The organism is Brucella lupini (genome assembly GCF_002252535.1).
Classification (GTDB): domain Bacteria; phylum Pseudomonadota; class Alphaproteobacteria; order Rhizobiales; family Rhizobiaceae; genus Brucella; species Brucella anthropi.
Map to the genome: position 1 here is coordinate 1 of NZ_NNRN01000056.1, position 18215 is coordinate 18215.

Genomic DNA, 18215 nt, shown 5'->3' on the forward strand with positions numbered 1-18215 from the left:
CTCGGTGGAAACGCCGGGTCAGTTCTCAGTGGCAATCAACAGGTTGAGTTGTTCAGCGCAATGATTGAATCGCTTTCAGCAAACGCGCCGTGACCATTCACGCCATTGGTCGTGATTGTCGTGTTGCCCTGGATTGTGCCGCCTTGAACAGCGTGCAGACCGACTGAGAAAACCCCATCAGTTGTAACGCTTCCGCCAGTCAGATTAACCCGCCCGCCAGGATTGTTTGCATCCTCGCCTGCCTGGATGCCGTGAGTCTTATCGAAAGTGGTTTTGATATCGGCGCTAGAACTAACTATACCGCCATTGCTGGCGAGAATTCCATAAGCGCGTTCGCCCGTGGTGGTGATCGAGCCGCCATTTAGCGTAATTTCGCCGCCGTTTTTGGCATAAGCACCAAATGTCCAGCTGGAAGAGGTGTCGATATCAACATCCGTCGCGGTGATTTTGCCGCCGACAGTATTCATATCGTTGTTCGCTAGCAGGCCATAGGCAAGGCTGCCACTCGTGGTGATCGAGCCGCCAGTCAGATCGATTGTCGAGAAAGATTCCGCAAACGCACCATACGCTCTCGCACCAGTTGTGCCGATTGTCGCGGTTCCGGAGATAATTCCACCATCAATAGCATGAAGACCATAAGAATCATTTCCGCTCGTCGTTACATTAACGCCGTTGCCGAGATTGATTGTTGAATGATCTGTACCGTCTGCGTTGCCACCTTTGGCGCCGACCTGAATTCCGTGTGCTTGGGATCCGGACGTGATGACTGTTGTATCGGAGACGTTTGCAATCGAGCCATTGTATACGAGCATGCCCCATGCCCGTTTAGTCGGCCCGCTCGTGGCAGCTTCAAAAGTGTTACCACTCGTCGTATCAGTGCCTCCCGCAGAATACCGATATGCAGCTCCATCCATCGTGACTGCGGGCTCAGCCTTTGCGATTGTACCTGTTAGAACCAGTGCAATGGCGGTTGACCCCAGCACACGCGCCAGATCTCTGGAAATTAATGACATGTCTTACCCTCAGAATTAGCCCGGAACACAGGCTCGTTTGAATGCAGGAATACTGGTCGAGACAGATGGTATCCCTGGGCATGGGTAGCCCCGGCCATCACTGCATCGATCAGGTGAGTATTGGTTTCGACGCCCTCAACGATGACAGTCGGAGCGGCGCATTTCGCCAGTCCGATCATGAATTGAAGGCTGTTGCCCCGAGGATGGGATTCCTTGATGTCACGAACGAATGCGGCATCGATCTTGACGATATCGACCTCCAGCCGTAGCAACTGCCAGGGCGTGACCTGACCGCTTCCGAAGTCGTCGATAGCGACAAGACAACCGAGTTTACGCGCAGCGGCCAGACATCTGTTAGCAGTCACAATATCGCTGAGCGGTCTTGTTTCAGTGATTTCAAGAACCAGACGGTGAACCAAGTGAGCACGTTCGACCAACTGGCGATATATCAGCGACCATTCGGCGTCCGTGAGGCTATCTGTTGAAATGTTGCAGCCCAGAACTGCGCGTGAATCTGTGTCCAGTTCGTCAAGAACGAGCTTAATCATGTGCTGATCAAGGAGCGGTGTTTTGCCCCAGATATCCAGGATGGGAATGAACTCGCCAGCACTGGTGATGGTACCGTCGCGGTTCAGAAGTCGTGCAAGGCACTCGCCGTAAAGCAAACGGTCAGCATTTGTAACGCAATGTATTCCCTGAACCGCGATTTCAATTCGGTTCTCTAGAATTGCGTCCGTTATTGCAGAAAATAATGCGGGATCTGCGGCATCGAGGTGATCCATCAAATGACTCACCTCAGTTTGGTTCGATAGCGGACAGAGATGCTCGGAACGAAAGGGAACCCTTATGGTAAGTCCATGTCAAAACTCATTCGCATTGGATTAAAACACAGATTCGTCAGCAAAACGGCCTGTCGGCCAATTCCGGGGGGAACTTTCATTGCGAAAAATGTTTACAAATATAAGCGGAGGAAAGGGTTCCCTTTATGTCAATCGCCAAGGGGGTTCGCGAGAACAAGAATGGCGTTAAAATAAATGGCAAAGCTCAGAATATTTACTATGCGCCCACGAACAGAAAAGAAGAACGAAGATCTAGTAAAACCAAAAAAAGAAATAGCTCGCATTGGTTATGCGAGGGTTTCTACAGACGATCAACACCTTGATTTGCAGCTAAATGCGCTTCGCTTAGCAGGATGTAGCAAAATATATACAGATCAAGGCGTTTCTGGGAAAGTATCCAATCGACCCGGGCTTCAGGGAGCACTGGATCACCTTTCCGATGGAGATACGTTGGTGGTTTGGCGACTTGACCGACTCGGTAGGTCTCTCGTTAATCTCGTTGAACTTGTTAATAATCTTGGAATGCAAGGTGTCGAATTTCAATCGTTGACGGAGAGTATCGATACGACATCTTCTGGTGGACGGCTCATATTTCACATTATGGCCGCGTTAGCTGAGTTTGAACGTTCTCTTATTAGCGAACGAACCAGGGCTGGGATGGAAGCAGCACGATTGAAAGGAAAGCATATAGGACGGCCGCGAAAAGTGAAAAGCAATGAGCGAAAGGAAATAAAAAGCGCGTTTATGAGAAAAACTTCCATCTCTGAAATTGCCAAGAAATATAAGATTTCAGCCCGTGCCGTTCGCGCTATAGTTAATAGTTCGAGTGAAACGGCTTAATTTAGAGGGAGTAAGGCATGTGCGGTCGATTTACATTGTACCTACCTTGGTCAGAGGTTCAACGGCTGTATCTGTCCCGCGCATGATGTCCTGTTCGTTACTCACGCCGAAGACGAGATATCATTGCGAGAGGGCAGGCGGTACCAAATCCCGGCTGATGGGTTTTACGAGTGGACGAAGAATGCCGATGACGGCGGTCGCGCCCCTTAGCATATCGATCTACCTGAGCATTCACAGTTCTCCTTCACTGAACTATGGACGACCGAAGCACCCCAGCCGTGGACCACCGACGCCAGCTTTTACGCTTCTCGTGGAGGCGCTTGGTATATAAAAAAAATGAGCCAGTGGACGAATAGCGGTTAAGGTGGGGGCCCAAGCTGACGAATTGATTGCCTGTCAAGAATCGGCTTGTCGCGAATGGCTGCGATGCAAGGTTCATTCAGTTCGTCGCCTTTCGTGTTAGCGGCTCAATTGCTGCCCAGCATTGACAAGAGTGTGACATACGTAAATTCGAACTAGGAATCTTTGGAGTACAAACTCGCCCGCCTGATTGAATTCGTCCCTCGCATGGCGCTCAACACCTCAAATTCAAATAGAGTTTTTGCCCCCAGACGAGGAGTCAATGAGAATAGATCATAATAAATTGCTCTATATTAATGTGCTTCCGCCCACCCTTTAATAACATCCTTTCTTATCTTTCCCGTTGCACTGACTGGAAGGGCACGCGAAAAGCAAACTTCAGGCACTTTATAACTTGCAATCCGTTCTTTGCACCAATCAACAAGCTCACATTCCACAATGCGACTTGCAGTGCGTTTCAACTGAACATAGGCCACTGGAACCTGACCTTTTTTCTCATCCATCCGAGGCACCACAGCAACTGCAAATACAGCAGGATGCGCGGCCAGAACCGCCTCAATCTCTGCGGGGGCCACGCTCATGCCGTTCACTTTGATGAGGTCTTTCTTTCGTCCCAGATAATGAATGAAACCATCCGCATCGATTTGTCCGATGTCACCCGAATGCAACCAGCCATCCCGAAGAACAGTCGCAGTCGCTTCCTCTGCATTGAGATAGCCATTGAAGATGGAGGGTGACCGACAACAAATTTCCCCTTCACTTCCCAGAGGCAATATTTCTCCGGTTTCAAAATCGCAGATTTTGAACTCTGTACCCGGAGATGGCACGCCTACGAATGTCGGACGCGATTGAAGATCAAAATCCTCGTGTTGAAAGCCGATGGTTACTGTGTTGGCAGTGTGCGTTTCGGTCATGCCCCATGCGGATTCGCAAAGCACGGTCTCTGGGTAACGTTGCATCCATCGAAGCCGGATATCGAGGTCAAGCTTCTTGACAAAGGACACGCAACGGATGAGCCGCAGGGACGACAGATCGAATTCGTAGAACCTTGGGTGGTTCATGACTTCGAGAAGATTATCGACCAGCATCGTTGTGGCTCCGATACGCTGACTGGATACCGCCATCATGAAGGCCAGCGCATCCCAACGCGACAGCAAAACAAGCGTTGTTCCTGAGAATATCTGATAAACGAGGCCATGATTTTGCCCCGCGATCCAGAATTGCGGAAAGAAATTCAGCGTCGCCTCTTTAAAACTCTCTTCCCGAAGGTGATTGGCAGCAGCCGTATAGAGCATATGCGCCTGCGTATGCAGGCATCCTTTCGGATAGGACATGGTGCCGCTCGTATAGTTGATCGAAGCAATAGCATCAGGATCGACCATACGTTTCTCCATGCCCTCGCCTGCCGACGTGATCTCGGCAATCGCCTTGAAGAAATCGATTGCTTCGCCTTGTGATGCTTCTTCGGCAAGGACCATGGACGGCAATGGTATCTCCGCAACATCTGGCAGGGCATCGGAAATGCGCGTTCTGAAAAACAGGGAAAGACTGGTGTTCTCGCAGGATTCGACAACAGGCATCAATGATTGCAGTGCGATGATTGCTCTGGCACCACAATCCTTCAACTGGTGTTCCAATTCCGCCCGCTTCGCCAATGGGCTCATCGGACAATGAACGGCACCGAGGCGCAAGATTGCCAAAAACGCCACGGTAAACTGCGGACAATTCGGCATAAACAGCGCGACGCGATCACCTGGAACGATCCCCTTCATGCGAAGCACTTGCGCGAAACGCTCGCTCAGATCGAACAGTTCGGCATAAGTAAAACTACGTCCATAAAACCAAATTGCCGTCTGTTCCGGTTTCAGCCGCGCCCATTCAGCCACGCGCTGTGGCAAGTCCAGACCGGGCATCGGATCTTGCGGGGCGGCCCGCAACTGCGCTGGCCAGTTCTTGCGCCACAAAGCATGAAGCTGTGCAAGATAGGCTTCTTCAGCCCCCATGCCCCGCTCTTCATAGAAAGAAGCCGCCTCACCGCCCTGCCTCATGGATTCAATCTTTCTTTCAGTGCTTTAGCAGTCCCTATACCTATCCAGCTTTCAGGCACGTATGGGCTGATTCACGGTCAGGGATTGAATATGCTTCATTCCCAGCCGATCCAGATAGAGAGCATGACTGCCGGATGCATAGATATGCGCATCGAACCATTCTCGCGCCATCGATGCTTGTCGGCTCGCCTTCGTGTATTTTACCAAGGCGTCCTCGTCGGCCCGATAGCGACCTTCGCAGGCAGTGGGCAGTGCACCATAGGGTGCCTCAACCACGCAAGCGACAGCTTCAGCTGGCAAGACGGTTTTCCAAGGCGCACCCACAATCGACTGAGGACTGACTATCTGTTCGACGCTAACGATCACGCATTTTGCGGCGCGGGCCAGAACAAGATCGCAGACGAAATCGCCATGAAATTTCATATCCATCTGCACATTGCCGTATATATCTGCGGCGTGGGCATGAATAATCGCAATATCTGGATCAAGCCGACGAACGGCCAAGGATGCTTCCTCGCCGAAAACGTCTTCTACCGCTACGATACCATCGCTCACTTGTTGCATCGCTTCCGGCTTGACCAGAGCATATGGTAAATCTGCTGCGGCAGCCTCGAACCGGACAAAGGCCGCAGCCCTGCCGATTGGCTTCGACACCACGCCATTGCCATGCAAAGGATCAGCAGAGACAGGCGCGTCAAGTGTTGCGACACAGCCGGAACGGGCAAGCATGTCGAAATCGGCACCCTGTCTATAACCGCAAAGATGCAGTCCCTTTTTGCCCTGCCGGATAATTTCACGCACCAAAGCCATGGGCTGGCGGGCAGTTTCACTCCCGCCCAATGCAAGAATTGCACCGTCGCTCACCATTGCCGCTGCCTGCTTCAAGCTTGCATGCTTCATTTCGGTTTGTCTCATAGGTCAGGCCTGAAAAGCTTTGATATACATGCCGATCGGATCGATTTTCCTTGTCAGAAGCTCGATCTGAACAGATGTCGGCGGTATTGCTGGTTTCGCCCGGCTATAAGCTTCAAGCCTGAACCCAATGACATCCTGCACATCTTCGGCTTTTATGCCAGGAAACGTTTCTTCCAGACGCATGCGTTTTGTATGTGGATCGAAACCGAGAATACCGAGATCGGTAATCACCTTCACCGGCCCCGCACCCGGCAGCCCAGCCGCTTCGCGGGCACCGGGCCCATCGAGAAAACCCGGCGTCGTCAGATAGTTCAATTTTTCAACGAAACGCTTGCGGTCGGCACGCGCAATAATAACAAAACGTTTTGCCATGGAAGCAATGTCGTTTGCGCCGCCTGAACCGGGAAGCCGAACTTTCGGCTTGCGATAGTCACCGATGATTGTCGAATTGAGATTGCCAAAGGCATCGATCTCGGCAGTTCCGAGAAAACCTATATCGACCTTGCCCTGCTGCAATAGCGACAGCGCATAGAATGTGCCTGCCACCTTGGTCGAACCATAGACGAGCTTGTAATCGCCGACGCCGGAGGCAAGCTCGATGGGTGCGGGATCGATAATGCCGGATTCAAAAACCAGACTGACCGTCGGCGCATGCGTTGCCTTGGCAAGATAGGCGGCTACCATCGGCAGTCCTGTGCCGATGAAGGCCGTTTCGCCATCCCTGATTTCCCGCGAGGCGGCAACCGCCATCAATATGTCACGACTGATGCCGGTCATATCGCCACCTCTTCCGGTATATCGTATTTATAACCGAGGTGCGGATCGGTGCGCCGTGCGAGAAGCCGCGATGCGCCATGCGCATCCAGATACTCCCAATGGGATTTTATGCCATGCACCCATTTATCGAGCCACAGACGGGTGGTTTCAGGGCTGCGCGAGGCTTCGTAATATTCAGCCAGCGCCGCATTATCATATTCATAATAGCCGTAAACCCCCAGCGGAAATGCGCCATAGGGAAGATGAACCAGTTTGTCGACCATCATGCCCGGTATCAATGTCGCCTGCGGATTGCGCCGGATTTCATCGGTCGAGACAATTTCCTCCACGGTGACGATAACCATGGCTGCCGCGCGGACCTGCTCTTCGATGACGGATGTGGTGCCGTAAAGTTCCACATTGCCCAGTTCATCGGCCCTCGCCGCATGAATGACGGCAATATCCGGCTTCAATGGTGAAATCAGGCTAAGCATTTCTCCATCGAACGGAGACTGAAACATCCGTGCCTTGTCGGACGGATTTTCAAAGCCCCGGACATTCATGATGTCGGTACCGGCCTGTGAACGCATCGGCATGAAAGGCAGTCCCAATCCAGCGGCCATGAAACGCATGACCATGCCGAAATGACTGTGATCTTCCGCTTCTATCGTTCCGTTTTCTATGCCTTCGGAAAAACGACGACAGCGCCCAAATCCTTCAAACATGAAATTCGAGAAATATGCGCGCCGCAACATGCCAGCCGCTGCCAGCCATTCGGCCACCCAGCACTCGGCCACACCCATGATCGTCAGGTCTTTGACGCCAGTGCGCATAAGCGCCCTGAAAAAAGCCATCGGTTGATGGGAATGCGCAAAACCGCCAGCTGTAATCGACATGCCATCATGAACGGAGGCAACCGCCTCATCGAGCGAAACGAGCTTTGAGTGCGCCATGGGGTCAGGCCGCCTCGATCAATTGTTCACGCGCGCCGGTAATCAGCGAAACGATATCGTCACCGGAAACCGAAGCCGTGCGAACATCGCCCACTTTCCTGCCCCTGCGCAACACAATGACGCGGTCGCTCATTTCCTTTGCCATCGGCATACTGTGAGTGATGAGAATGATCGCTACGCCATTGCTCTGCAATTGTCGCACGGCCTCCATCGCCTTGGCCGTTTCCTGCACGCCCAGCGCCGCCGTCGGTTCATCCAGCATGACGAGCGCGCTTTTCCACAACCGGCTTCGGGCAATGGACACCGCCTGTCTTTGACCGCCGCTCAGACCAGTAACGTTCTGGTCGGGTGACGGAACGTTAATCGACAGCCCCGCCAGCGCCTGTTTCGCCTTTTCGCGCATGCGACCACGCGCCAGAAAAGAAAAAGGACCCCAGCCGATCACTTCTTCACGACCGAGAAAGATATTTTCGGCAACGGTCAGATTGTTGCAAAGACCCAGGTCCTGATAGACCGTTTCAATACCATGGATACGGGCGACATCAGGCGAAGAAAGCTCGATGGACTGACCGTCCAGCTCAATCGTTCCGGAGGTGGGACGAATGACACCGGAAAGCAGCTTCACCAGCGTACTCTTGCCCGCACCATTGTCACCGACCAGCGCAATGGTCTCACCGGGGCGCATGGTGAAACTCACCCCCTGCAATGCCTGTACGGCACCATAAGATTTGCTCAGGTTATTGACCCGCAGCAGAAATTCGTTCGTCATATGCTAACCTCCTCCGCTAACGAGAACAGATTCTCGTGGCATACCCATATTGCCGCACCACTTTACAGCGTGCCTCCGGCGACGAATTAGGGAAGATAAAATCGTTTCTGGAAAACGTTTCTACAATTTGATACATCCTTTAAGCAGACGATGTCAATACAGTCATCAGCCGCAGTGAAAACGGGGACAGAATGGCAGAACGAAAAAAAGTTACGATCAAGGACGTGGCCAAGGTATCGGGGCTGGCGCTCTCGACGGTTTCAAACGCCTTGTCCGGCAAGCAATATGTCAAGGAAGAAACCCGGGAACTGGTGAATGAAACGGCACGCAAGCTAGGCTATCGCGCCTCAGCTGTCGCAAGAGCCCTGCGCATGCAGCGCAGCTTTACCATTGGCGTATTGATTGCAGACGTTGCCAATCCGTCCTCGGCCGATTTCGTGCGTGGCGTGGAAGATGTCGCTCTTCGCGAAAAATGCACCATGCTCCTGTGCAATACCGACGAGAATGAAGAGCGCCAAATCCAGCAAATGCAGGCCCTCTACGATCATCAGGTCGATGGTATGGTGCTTATTTCACAGCATTGCGAATCGCCGCGCATCCGCGCCCTTCTGGATCATGGCACGCCTTATGTATTAGTTCAGCGCAGAACCGAAAAATGGAAGGACGATTATGTCGGCTCCGATAATCGGGAAGGAATTACCGAAGCCATTCGCCATGCCCATGCGCTCGGCCACCGCCGCGTCGGCTTCGTAACCGGACCGCTTGAATCCAGTTCCGCGCGCGAGCGTCTGGAAACCTTCCGGCAGGAAAGTTCTCGTCTGAGGTTGTCTCAGTCGAAATCGATGATTTTCGAGGGGCGATATACGTTCGATAGCGGGATTGAAGCGGCCCATTATTTTACCACAATGAAAACCCCGCCGACCTGCGTTCTGGCCAGCAGTGACATGAATGCGCTGGGTTTCATGCAGGTCGCTCTGGAAAATGGACTACGGATACCCGAGGATATCTCGGTCATCGGGCTCGATGACATCATGCTTGCGAACCTCAAATCAATCGACCTCACGACGATACAACTGCAAAAGCGGGATATGGGTGCCGCGGCGGCGGAATTGCTCATGAAACGCATCCGTCAACCATCGAGGGCCGCCAAGGAGATTATTCTTCCCACACGCCTGATCGTGCGCGGAACGACAGCCGCACCATCCAGCCGCGAAGGGACTTCCGACAAGAATTAGTCTGAAATGGCATTGCGGCCATTGACAGCTTCGTGTAGCTGTGTTTGTTTATCGAAACGTTTTCGGAAAACGTTTTTCTTGGAGGAGGAATTCAGGAGAGTTCTGGGAAAGGCGATCCGGGCACCACACGAGATCGCCAGATTGCAAAGATCAAAGGGAGGAGTTGATCGTGAAAAAACTTATAAGTGGCCTCATGGCCGTGACGACCATGGCAATTGCCACGCTTCCGGCGAAGGCAGCGGACGAAACCGTTATCGGTGCCATCATCTACGCCAGGGATTCGCAATTCTGGCAGCAGATCGAGCGCGGCATGAACGACGCCGCCAAGAAATACGACGTCAAGCTTCAGATCGGTCAAAACCGTCGTCAGCTGCCGACAGAGGCACAGGTCGTAGAAGATCTGGTAACGCGCGGTGCCAAGGCGATCGTCATGCCACCGCTCGACGTGAATGCATCGCAGGCAGCGGCAAAACGGGCAGCCGACCGAGGCATCGTCATTGTCGATTTCGACACAGCCTTTGCGGACAAGTCGATTGCCAAGCACACGATTGGCGTCGACAGTTTCAAGATGGCTGCGGAGCTCGGAACCGAAATGGTAAAGCAGCTTTCCGCACTGAATGGCGGCAAGAACACCGTCGGCCTGATCACCCTCCCGCCCACCAATCCCAACATGATGCCGCGCAAGACCGGACTACTGTCTACCCTCAAGGGTGACGGTATCACCATCGGCAGCGAGGTTGCGGCTGCGACACCAGAACTGGGTGCCAACGGTTACGAAAACATCCTGCAACGAAATCCCAAGACATCGGCCATATGGGCCTCCAACTCGGGCTCGATGGCAGGTGCGGCCCAGGCTGCAAAAAGGCAGAACGCCAACACACGTCTTTACGGTGTCGATATGAGCCAGGAACTGGCGAACGACATGCTCGATCCTTCCGGCAAGGTCTATGCCATCGCCGATCAGCAACCTTATCAGGTGGGCTATTCCGCCATCGAAACGGCGGCAAAGGACCTGAAGGGGGAAACCGTACCCCGTAATGTCGAAGTTGCGAGCAAGATCTATACCAGGGACAATCCCGAAGAGATCAGGAAATACCTTGAACTCGTAAAATCGCTCGCAGCCAACTGACGTCCCAAAATCATATGGCCGACCAGTCGGCCATTCGATCCACAGAGGTTCCCATGTCCAATACTGCTGGTTTAAGCACCGGTATGCCTGCGCATTCCCCGCGCAAGTTCAATCTTGCTAGCTGGCGCGCTGAGATCGGCGTCGCGGTTGCGCTCGCGGTGATGATTGTCTTCTTCAGCTTCAATGCTCCTAATTTCCTGACCGGAGAAAACTGGGCGACATTATTGCAGCAGACATCGGTCATTGCCATCATCGCGGTCGGTATGACTTTCGTCATCATCACCGGCGAGATCGACCTGTCGGTCGGAGCGCAAGTGGGCTTGTCGGGCACCCTGTTTGCGATGCTGGTCGTCAATTACGGTATACCGATGCCGATAGCTTTTCTGATCGTTCTTCTCGAAGCAGCGGCAGTCGGTGCCTTTACCGGGCTACTCCGGGTCATCTGGGGCATCCCGACCTTCATCACCACACTCGGTCTCTTGTCCGGTCTGCGGGGCATTGCCTTCTATATCAGCGACGGGTTGACGATCGGCCCCCTTCCCTCATCCTTCGCCAACCTCTGGTACACAGCCTTTCTCGGTCTTTCCTTCCCCGTATGGGTCATGATCGTCGCCATTTTGCTTGGCTGGTTCGTTCTCTCACAGCACCGCTTCGGCCAGCATGTCTATGCGGTGGGCGGCAACCCTGACACAGCTGCACGTTACGGCGTCAAGGTCGGCAGACTTCGTGTCGGCGTCATGGTGATGATCCAGTTACTTGCCGCAATAAGTGGTGTTCTCCTCGTATCGCGACTGAATTCCGGCACGCCAACCGTCGGCGAACTGATGGAACTCGATGTCATTGCAGCCGTCATTGTCGGCGGCACCATTCTCTCCGGCGGCGTTGGGCGCATCATCGGAACGGTCATCGGCGTGCTTTTCGTTGCAGTATTGCGCAACGGCATGGTGCTCAACGGGCTCGATCCGGTCGTCTTTCTCATCGCACAGGGCTTCGTGATTATTCTGGCCGTGTGGTGGAGCATGCTCCGCAAGCGTCAAGCATAAGCAGGATTGATAAAATGCTTTCTCCCACATCCAGACTGAAACCACTCGAAGAGGCCGCCGGGCTCGTACCGGATGGAGCGCGGGTCGCCTTCGGAGGCTTCGCGGTTTACCAGAAGCCCATGGGATTTATCCGGGAACTTGTCCGCCAGGGCCGGAAAAACCTGACAGTCGTGGGTTCTGCACAGTCCTATGACGTCGATCTGCTGGCTGCAGCGGGATGCCTCAACTGTGTCGAAACATCCTATGTCGGCCTCGAGAAATACGGCCTTGCCCGCCATTATCGCAGGGCAGTGGAAAACGGCGACATCAAGGTCGTAGACTATCCTGAAATGGTGAGCTGGGACCGTTTTCGCGCCAGTCAGGAAGGGCTTGCCTTCTGGCCCGTCCCTTTTCTGGGTGGCAATGACATAGTCAAATACAACCCCGCGATCAAACCCTTCGCCTGTCCGATCACCGGGCGTTCCATGCATGCGGTTCCGGCTGCGGATGTCGATGTCGTCGTCATCCACGCCCTGGCAGCAGATGAACGGGGAAATGTGGTTTTTCCGGCCCGCCGTCTTCTGCCCCAGAGTAACGATGTTCTCATGGGGCGGTCGGCTAGCAAAGTCGTGGTCACGGTGGAGAAGATCGTCTCCAACGCCTTCATCCGCAAACATGCGCGGCTCGTCGAACTGCCTTCCTACAAGGTGAGCGCCGTCGTTGAACTGCCTTATGGTGCCCATCCAACGCCGACGCTCGGCGCCTATCTCGCGGATGAAAAACACTATGAGGAATATGTCGCGGCTTCGGAAAGTGATGAAGGCACCGCCGCCTATCTCAAAAACTACGTGCACCTTACCGGCGGCAACGATGCCTATCTGGAAACCATCGGCGCAGCCCAGCTTGCCCGTCTCAAGGATATGGACAGCCTGCTATGATGAAGCCGACACTTTTTGAAACGCTCGCAGCCGTTCTGGCAAAGGACTTCATCAATGGCGAGGTTGGCTTTACAGGGCTTTTGACTGGAAAAGCTGCGGCCATGTTCGGCACAGCGATCCCCATCGTCGCCATGGAGCTGGCCCGCCGCACCCGCACCCCGGATTTGACCCTGCTTCTGGCCGGTTGTTATCATAATCCCGATTTCAGCCAGCTCGACCGCATGCCGGATTGCGAACACGACGCCCTGCTTCGCGACTTGTCCGCCGAAGCGCAGACATATGATTATCCCGGACAATGGGCGCTGAAACGCGGCGATATCAGCTTTGGCTTTTCAAGCGCCGTGCAGGTTGACGTTGTCGGCAATATCAACAGCGTCTGTGTAGGCCATTACGAAAAACCCAAGGTTCGTCTTGTGGGTCCCATTCTTCAGCCCGAGCACATGACGCTGTTCCGGCGCGAATACATCATGATGCCTCATCATGAACGACGCAACTTCGTCGAAACAGTCGATTTCATTTCAGGTGTCGGTTTTCCGGGCGGAGAAAAAGGCCGCAAAGAACTTGGCCTCGACTGGGGTGGCCCCGCGCTTGTCATCACACCGAAATGCGTTTTCGATTTCGACCGCGACATCGGACGCATCCGGGTCAAATCGATCCATGAAGGCATCAGCCACGATGAGCTGCGTGAAGCGACAGGTTTCGACCTTGGCAACCTCGATAAAACCCCGATCACGCCCCCGCCGAGCGACGATGAGCTTCGTATCATCAGACACGAAATAGACCCAAGACAAATCCTCTTTGCGCCGCTCTGACCGGGCGCGAAAACCCTATATGGCGGCCACCCGCCACAAGACAAACGGAGTTCATGATGAACAATATAACCACCGCCATCAAAGCCCAGCCTTCTGCCGGATCGAATGCGACCGGCGCCCATATCTTCGCCGCCGCACTCAAACGCCATGGCGTCGAAGTCATCTTCGGTCAGGCCATCCCGGCCGCACTTTTTCTGGTAACCCCGCATTACGGCATTCGCCAGATCGGTTATCGCACCGAAAACGCCGGGTCGGTCATGGCCGACGCCTATGCCCGCATGTCCCACAAGGTGCCGGTCGTCACGGCCCAGAACGGCCCGGCGGCCACGCTGCTCGTCGCCGGTCTTGCAGAAGCGATGAAGGCATCCGTGCCGGTGGTCGCCATCGTTCAGGACGTCGCACGCCCCTTCGCGGACAAGAACGCCTTTCAGGAACTCGATCATCTTGACCTCTTCAAGGGGGTCGCAAAATGGATCAAGCGTGTGGCGGATGTGGACCGCATCGATGATTACGTCGATGCGGCTTTTACTGCGGCTGCCTCCGGTCGCCCCGGTCCGGCAGTGCTGATCGCACCAATCGACATCTTCATGGACAAGCCAGCAGTTCAGAGCGCTCCGAGAAATGCCTCGCTCGGTCATTTTCCGCTCGATCGCTGTGGTCCCGATCCGCAGCAGGTCACCAAGGCGGCAGAACTTTTGGCGAAGGCCGAACGCCCGTTGATCATCGCGGGGGGTGGCGTGCATATTTCCGATGCCTGTCAGGAGCTGGCAGCCTTGCAGGAAGCCTCGGGCATCCCGGTTGCAACAACTGTCATGGGCAAAGGCGCGGTCGATGAAACCCACCCTCTGAGCGTAGGCGTCGTTGGCTATTTCATGGCCGAGCGCAGCCGCAGCAGACATTTGCGCCACCTTGTCACCGATGCAGATGTTATTCTTCTGGTCGGCAACCGCACAAACCAGAACGGCACCGATAGCTGGCAGCTCTACCCGGAAAACGCCACCTATATCCATCTCGATGTGGATTCCAGCGAGGTGGGGCGCAATTATGAAGCCGTCCGCCTTGTCGGCGATGCAAAGCTTGGTCTCAACGCCCTTACCAAGGCACTCAAAGATACCGACCTTGCAAAACGGCGCGCAAGCCGCTCCAAACTGGAGCAGACAATTTCCCAAGGTCTGGCACAGGGCAAAAAAGACGCGGAAACCGTTTCCCTCTCCAGCCAAAGCCCACTTCGCCCTGAACGGCTGATGAGCGATCTCGACAGTGTGCTGACACCAGAGATGATCGTCGTTTCGGATGCCAGCTATTCCTCGATATGGATTGCGAATTTTCTGACCAGCCGCAAAGCGGGACAACGCTTCATCACACCGCGTGGCCTTGCCGGTCTTGGCTGGGGCCTGCCCTTTGCTATCGGCGCCAAGGCTGCCAATCCGAAGGCGCCGGTTTTCGCGCTGGTGGGAGACGGCGGTTTCGCGCATGTGTGGTCGGAACTGGAAACAGCCCGCCGCATGAACCTGCCGGTTGTCGTTGCCGTGCTTAACAACGAAATTCTCGGTTACGAAAAACATGCCGAGAAAGTTATTTTCGGTGATTACTCGGATGCCTGCGACTTCACCGCCGTCGACCATGCTGCAATTGCCCGTGCCGCCGGTTGCGACGGCATCCGCATTGACAAGGCCGACGACTTTCTCCCGGCCCTGAAGGCGGCACTTGCCTCCGGTAAGACCACAGTTCTCGACGTGGTGACCGACCAACTCGCCTATCCGCCGATCACCATGTTCAACGACAATCCATCGTTGAGCTACTGAGCGGAGACGGCAGATGAAAAAGCTTATGAACAGGCCGCAGGATTTCGTCGATGAAATGCTCGACGGTCTTGTCGCCGCCCATCCCTCCCTTGAACGCGACGGTGAAAACGGTCGTGTCATTCGCCGGGCACAATCCGCTGCGGCTTCCGTAAAAACCAAGGTCGGTATTGTCTCCGGTGGCGGTTCGGGCCACCTGCCGCTTTTTACCGGCTATGTCGGCAACGGCCTTCTGGATAGCTGTTCAATCGGCAACGTCTTCGAGGGGCCGACGGTCGGCTCCTGCATGGACGCTATCAAGTTTGCCAATCGCGGTCAGGGCGTCTTGCGTCTTTACGGCAATTACGGCGGCGACCGCATGAATTTCGATATGGCGGGCGAACTGCTCGAAGATGAAATTCGCACAACCACCGTTCTCGGTACCGACGACATTGCCAGCGCAGGTGCTGAGGAACGCGGCAAACGTCGTGGGGTTGCCGGTATCATCTATGCCTACAAAGCAGCGGGTGCTGCCGCCGAAGCAGGCGGCGACCTTGAAACGGTTAGCACAGTTGCCCAGCGCACCGTCGACATGACCCGCACCATCGGCGTAGCCCTCTCGCCGTGTCAGGTGCCGGGTGCCCACCGCCCTTCCTTTATTCTTGGTGAAGATGAAATCGAAATGGGCATGGGCATTCACGGCGAACCCGGCATATGGCGCGACAGGCTAAAGCCCGCCAATGCCATCATCGACGAGATGATCGAACGGTTGCTCGCCGACAGACCGCAAGGTGCCGGATCGAAACTGTCCATCCTGCTCAACAGTCTTGGCGCAACACCGCTTGAGGAACTGTTCATCCTGTATCGCCGTGCCGTGCAGAAATTGAGTGAAGCAGGTATCCAGATCGTGCAGCCACTGGTCGGCCATTTCGCTACGTCGATGGAAATGGCAGGCGTATCCGTCAGCCTGTGCTTTGCCGATGCAGAAATCGAACAACTGCTTGCCGCCCCTGCCTCCTGCCCGTTCTGGACGGTACGCTCATGACGGTGACAAAAGCCAACCTCTCAGCCTGTGCAAAAGCCGCCTATCAGGCGATGGGTGAACTGGAACAGGAGTTGAATGCCGCCGACGCCAAACTCGGTGACGGCGATACCGGCAGCATGCTTGCCCGCCTTTTTGCCGGGCTGGCACAGACAGATCTGTCACAGGCGGAAGATATGGGCGCGGCCTTTTCCGCGCTTGCGAAAGCTGCTGCTGTCTCCACAGGATCGAGCCTCGGCACGCTGGTTGCAACGGCGCTGCTGACAATCGGCAAGGAAAGCAAAGGCCGCACAGATCTCGACGGCTCCGATATGCCCGCACTCCTTGCAAGCGCGATGGAAGCGATGATGGCGCGTGGCAAAGCAGCGCCCGGTGACAAGACGATCCTCGATTCACTTGATGCTGTCATAAAGAGCCTGATCCGTGAACCGACACTCCATGCTGCGGCAGACGGTGCACAGCATGCTCTTGACGATTTCCGCAGCAAGCCAAACCGCATCGGTCGCGCACGCATGTTCGGTGACAAGACCATCGGCATCGATGATCCCGGCATGCTGGCATTTGCGCTTCTTTCGCGTCGGCTCGCGGACAACAGCACAGCCATATGAGCATAACGCCATGATTTTTGAGGATAAGCCCATGAACGTGAATGTAGATAAATCTAAATTATGGCGCGACCTGACCGATCCGCGGCGGGCAGTGGATATCGACGATCTGGAGGCTGGCCTCAAGGACCCGCTTTTTGAAAATCTTGAAATCCCTGAACAGTTCGGCCCCGTGTCGATTGTCATCGACGACCATAAGATCAAACGCTTTTCGTTTACTCAGGATGATTATAACCCATGGTATCTTCAGGCTGGCCCCGATGGCGGCACCCGTATCGGCCAACCATGCCTGCTTGGAAACGACCTGGTGCAGCTTTTCACTTTGAAATACCGAGGCAGCAAGACTGTCGGGTTTCACACCGAGGAACAGATGTGGTTCGACAGCCCCGTCAGGCTCGGCGAAAAGGTCACGATGAAAGGTGCCTATATCCAATCTTACGTTCGGCGCGGTCAAGGCTATGTCGTCATGGAAGCGCAAGCCGTCGGCGAAGACGGCCGCAGTATCGTTCGCCATCGTGGCGTCGAGATATTGCATACGGTTCCCGGTGCCATTGGCGGTCGCGCCAGCGACAAGCCCGCGCGTCCTGTAACCGGTGAAACTCCGGAAAACCCACGTTACATCGACCATGTCGACCAAAACACCAAGGTTGGCGACGTGCTTTCACCGCTGGAAAAGGTCATCACGGCAGAACAGACGGCGGTATTCTCCCGTATCGGCGAATATGTGAAGAACACCCACAGTGACATTCAGATCGCCCGCGAGGGAAAATTGCCGGTACCGATCGTACAGGGGCAACAGCAGGCCGGTGTCTTTGGGGAGTTGATGGTGCGCGTTTTCGGCGCAAGCTGGTTCACGGATGGCTGGTTTCAGCTGAAATTCATTGCTCCGTTGCAGGTCTTCGATCCGATTTCACTGACTGGCAAGGTCACCACAATCACACGAGAATCTGACGGAAAAACCAAGGTCGAACTGGAAGTCTGGACCCGGCGCGCCTCCGACAACCGGATGACGGTGGTTGGCTGGGCATCTTGCAGGCTGGCTCTTTGAAAGCCGCCGCATGGATTGACGAATTAGGGTGAGCCAACCGGAAAAATGATCCAGATATGCGTTTCATGCGGTGCGCAATGGCGATCATCCACGTCTTATCCGGCAAGGCG

General features: G+C 54.8%; 17 protein-coding genes. 10 read left to right on the forward strand and 7 right to left on the reverse strand.

Features of this window, described 5'->3' with window-relative positions; genetic code table 11:
• Positions 1–35: 35 nt before the first annotated feature.
• Together CES86_RS20805 and CES86_RS20810 are read right to left on the reverse strand one after the other, a co-directional pair.
• Positions 36–1013: a hypothetical protein gene (locus tag CES86_RS20805; protein WP_143851097.1), complete on the reverse strand. Its 978-nt coding sequence runs from the start codon at positions 1011–1013 to the stop codon at positions 36–38.
• Positions 1004–1795, reverse strand: a complete 792-nt coding sequence (locus tag CES86_RS20810; protein ID WP_094515278.1) for an EAL domain-containing protein — start codon at positions 1793–1795, stop codon at positions 1004–1006. Before CES86_RS20810 ends, CES86_RS20805 begins: the two co-directional genes overlap by 10 nt.
• A gap of 252 nt (positions 1796–2047) precedes the next feature.
• On the opposite strand from CES86_RS20810, the gene CES86_RS20815 reads away from it, so the two are divergent.
• Positions 2048–2692, forward strand: coding sequence for a recombinase family protein (locus tag CES86_RS20815; protein WP_328589818.1), 645 nt, complete (start codon positions 2048–2050; stop codon positions 2690–2692).
• A 653-nt stretch (positions 2693–3345) separates the two neighbouring features.
• Here the strand turns inward: CES86_RS20815 and CES86_RS20820 are convergent.
• From CES86_RS20820 to CES86_RS20840, 5 genes are all read right to left on the reverse strand, one after another.
• Positions 3346–4938, reverse strand: a complete 1593-nt coding sequence (locus CES86_RS20820) for an AMP-binding protein (protein ID WP_328589819.1) — start codon at positions 4936–4938, stop codon at positions 3346–3348.
• A 213-nt stretch (positions 4939–5151) separates the two neighbouring features.
• Positions 5152–6000: a CoA transferase subunit A gene (locus tag CES86_RS20825; protein WP_167387136.1), complete on the reverse strand. Its 849-nt coding sequence runs from the start codon at positions 5998–6000 to the stop codon at positions 5152–5154.
• Positions 6001–6018: 18 nt separating this feature from the next.
• Positions 6019–6792: a CoA-transferase subunit beta gene (locus CES86_RS20830; RefSeq protein WP_094515280.1), complete on the reverse strand. Its 774-nt coding sequence runs from the start codon at positions 6790–6792 to the stop codon at positions 6019–6021.
• A complete protein-coding gene (locus tag CES86_RS20835) occupies positions 6789–7724 on the reverse strand; it encodes a CoA transferase subunit A (RefSeq protein ID WP_094515281.1) in 936 nt (311 codons plus the stop codon). The genes CES86_RS20830 and CES86_RS20835 overlap by 4 nt, the downstream gene beginning before the upstream one ends.
• 4 nt (positions 7725–7728) lie before the next feature.
• The gene (locus tag CES86_RS20840; protein ID WP_094515282.1) at positions 7729–8493 is read right to left on the reverse strand and encodes an ATP-binding cassette domain-containing protein; all 765 of its coding nucleotides are present in this window, start codon (positions 8491–8493) and stop codon (positions 7729–7731) included.
• Positions 8494–8684: 191 nt separating this feature from the next.
• Here CES86_RS20840 and CES86_RS20845 point away from each other — a divergent pair, with 191 nt between their 5' ends.
• From CES86_RS20845 to CES86_RS20885, 9 genes are all read left to right on the forward strand, one after another.
• Entirely contained in the window at positions 8685–9728 is a 1044-nt protein-coding gene (locus tag CES86_RS20845) for a LacI family DNA-binding transcriptional regulator (RefSeq protein WP_094515283.1), read from the forward strand.
• Between the two features lie 169 nt (positions 9729–9897).
• Complete coding sequence (locus CES86_RS20850; RefSeq protein ID WP_143851098.1) at positions 9898–10857, forward strand: sugar ABC transporter substrate-binding protein; 960 nt, start codon at positions 9898–9900, stop codon at positions 10855–10857.
• Positions 10858–10910: 53 nt separating this feature from the next.
• Positions 10911–11900 (forward strand): ABC transporter permease, encoded by a 990-nt coding sequence (locus CES86_RS20855; protein WP_167387137.1) that lies wholly within the window; start codon positions 10911–10913, stop codon positions 11898–11900.
• A gap of 14 nt (positions 11901–11914) precedes the next feature.
• Positions 11915–12817: a CoA transferase subunit A gene (locus tag CES86_RS20860; protein ID WP_094515286.1), complete on the forward strand. Its 903-nt coding sequence runs from the start codon at positions 11915–11917 to the stop codon at positions 12815–12817.
• The gene (locus tag CES86_RS20865) at positions 12814–13629 is read left to right on the forward strand and encodes a hypothetical protein (RefSeq protein ID WP_094515287.1); all 816 of its coding nucleotides are present in this window, start codon (positions 12814–12816) and stop codon (positions 13627–13629) included. The genes CES86_RS20860 and CES86_RS20865 overlap by 4 nt, the downstream gene beginning before the upstream one ends.
• Positions 13630–13685: 56 nt before the next feature.
• Positions 13686–15434, forward strand: coding sequence for an acetolactate synthase catalytic subunit (locus CES86_RS20870; RefSeq protein WP_374828193.1), 1749 nt, complete (start codon positions 13686–13688; stop codon positions 15432–15434).
• A gap of 13 nt (positions 15435–15447) precedes the next feature.
• On the forward strand, positions 15448–16455 hold the full coding sequence (locus CES86_RS20875) for a dihydroxyacetone kinase subunit DhaK (RefSeq protein WP_094515289.1): 1008 nt from the start codon (positions 15448–15450) through the stop codon (positions 16453–16455).
• The gene (locus tag CES86_RS20880) at positions 16452–17060 is read left to right on the forward strand and encodes a dihydroxyacetone kinase subunit L (protein WP_094515290.1); all 609 of its coding nucleotides are present in this window, start codon (positions 16452–16454) and stop codon (positions 17058–17060) included. The genes CES86_RS20875 and CES86_RS20880 overlap by 4 nt, the downstream gene beginning before the upstream one ends.
• A gap of 31 nt (positions 17061–17091) precedes the next feature.
• Positions 17092–18105: a MaoC family dehydratase gene (locus CES86_RS20885; protein WP_094515404.1), complete on the forward strand. Its 1014-nt coding sequence runs from the start codon at positions 17092–17094 to the stop codon at positions 18103–18105.
• Positions 18106–18215 lie beyond the last annotated feature (110 nt).

Bases quoted from the DNA above. Each gene is read 5' to 3' on its own strand.
- CES86_RS20830 (WP_094515280.1), bottom strand. From the start codon at position 6,792: ATGACCGGCATCAGTCGTGACATATTGATGGCGGTTGCCGCCTCGCGG.
- CES86_RS20865 (WP_094515287.1), top strand. From the start codon at position 12,814: ATGATGAAGCCGACACTTTTTGAAACGCTCGCAGCCGTTCTGGCAAAG.
- CES86_RS20815 (WP_328589818.1), top strand. From the start codon at position 2,048: ATGGCAAAGCTCAGAATATTTACTATGCGCCCACGAACAGAAAAGAAG.
- CES86_RS20845 (WP_094515283.1), top strand. From the start codon at position 8,685: ATGGCAGAACGAAAAAAAGTTACGATCAAGGACGTGGCCAAGGTATCG.
- CES86_RS20870 (WP_374828193.1), top strand. From the start codon at position 13,686: ATGAACAATATAACCACCGCCATCAAAGCCCAGCCTTCTGCCGGATCG.
- CES86_RS20810 (WP_094515278.1), bottom strand. From the start codon at position 1,795: ATGGATCACCTCGATGCCGCAGATCCCGCATTATTTTCTGCAATAACG.
- CES86_RS20835 (WP_094515281.1), bottom strand. From the start codon at position 7,724: ATGGCGCACTCAAAGCTCGTTTCGCTCGATGAGGCGGTTGCCTCCGTT.
- CES86_RS20805 (WP_143851097.1), bottom strand. From the start codon at position 1,013: ATGTCATTAATTTCCAGAGATCTGGCGCGTGTGCTGGGGTCAACCGCC.
- CES86_RS20875 (WP_094515289.1), top strand. From the start codon at position 15,448: ATGAAAAAGCTTATGAACAGGCCGCAGGATTTCGTCGATGAAATGCTC.
- CES86_RS20840 (WP_094515282.1), bottom strand. From the start codon at position 8,493: ATGACGAACGAATTTCTGCTGCGGGTCAATAACCTGAGCAAATCTTAT.
- CES86_RS20880 (WP_094515290.1), top strand. From the start codon at position 16,452: ATGACGGTGACAAAAGCCAACCTCTCAGCCTGTGCAAAAGCCGCCTAT.
- CES86_RS20825 (WP_167387136.1), bottom strand. From the start codon at position 6,000: ATGAAGCATGCAAGCTTGAAGCAGGCAGCGGCAATGGTGAGCGACGGT.
- CES86_RS20885 (WP_094515404.1), top strand. From the start codon at position 17,092: ATGAACGTGAATGTAGATAAATCTAAATTATGGCGCGACCTGACCGAT.
- CES86_RS20855 (WP_167387137.1), top strand. From the start codon at position 10,911: ATGTCCAATACTGCTGGTTTAAGCACCGGTATGCCTGCGCATTCCCCG.
- CES86_RS20860 (WP_094515286.1), top strand. From the start codon at position 11,915: ATGCTTTCTCCCACATCCAGACTGAAACCACTCGAAGAGGCCGCCGGG.